Origin of the sequence: Pseudoalteromonas aurantia, from assembly GCF_005886875.1 — a bacterium.
In the GTDB taxonomy this organism is placed as follows: domain Bacteria; phylum Pseudomonadota; class Gammaproteobacteria; order Enterobacterales; family Alteromonadaceae; genus Pseudoalteromonas; species Pseudoalteromonas aurantia_A.
Map to the genome: position 1 here is coordinate 1 of NZ_PNBY01000105.1, position 363 is coordinate 363.

Consider the following 363-nt stretch of genomic DNA (forward strand, 5'->3'; position numbering starts at 1 on the left):
AATTCAATGTACCATTACAATATTTTTAAACCCAAAAGTATGGAAATGTTATGGTTTTTCGTGGACTTGCTTGGTTAGCTGGCATGACATTAAGCGGCTGTGTCAGTGTGGCTCATACAGAACATTTGATTGCAGAAGCTTGGCGCTATGCCACAGATCCGCATGGAAGCAAAGTGATATTAAGTGGGCCACTAGTTGAAAATGGCCAAGTTGATATCCAGTTTTTTCGTGTCCCCCGCGTTGATAAGAAAAATAACTCATGGGTTGAATTAATTTATGACCTACCAAACGGGTCATTGGCTGATGTAAAGGCTATATCGTTAACCTATAAAAGTGATAAACCTGTAGTGGTCAATCATTTTT

1 pseudogene is annotated in these 363 nt (G+C 39.1%); it reads left to right on the top strand.

Annotation, left to right across the window (positions count from 1 at the left end):
- Positions 1-50 precede the first annotated feature (50 nt).
- Positions 51-363, top strand: a pseudogene (locus CWC18_RS18030) (hypothetical protein); the annotation flags it as partial.